1 pseudogene is annotated in these 396 nt (G+C 47.0%); it reads right to left on the bottom strand.

Annotated elements, in window-relative coordinates:
• Nucleotides 1–17: 17 nt before the first annotated feature.
• Nucleotides 18–396: pseudogene (locus A3750_RS14610) on the bottom strand (lipid-A-disaccharide synthase); the annotation flags it as partial.

Here is a 396-nt window from a genome sequence, read left to right as displayed (position 1 = left end):
TTCTTGAAAAAAATGACTCACGATTTGTTTGCCAACGCCAAAACAGCCTCTGCAGCTTCAGAGCTGGCGTTTTTCTTCAACGATTCATGCAGCAGGGAGAAATCGGACTGCAAGCTTTTCTCCATGCTCACGGGAAGGCGTTCAAGCACCGCTGCTGAAATGTTTGAAACAGTTGCATCATCCTGAAGCAACTCAGGAACAAGCTCTTTACCTGCCAATAAATTAGGCAGCGCAACATAAGGGGTTTTAATAAGCCGCTGCATAACCCAATAAGTGAGCTTATTTAGTCGATACGCCACAACCATCGGACGCTTCATTAACATGCATTCCAATGTCGCTGTCCCTGAGGCGAGCAAGACGACATTTGAAGCAGCCATTACCTCACGAGAACGACCG

It is taken from the genome of Oleiphilus sp. HI0079, assembly GCF_001635105.1.
This window is presented reverse-complemented; position numbering and strand designations above follow the sequence as displayed.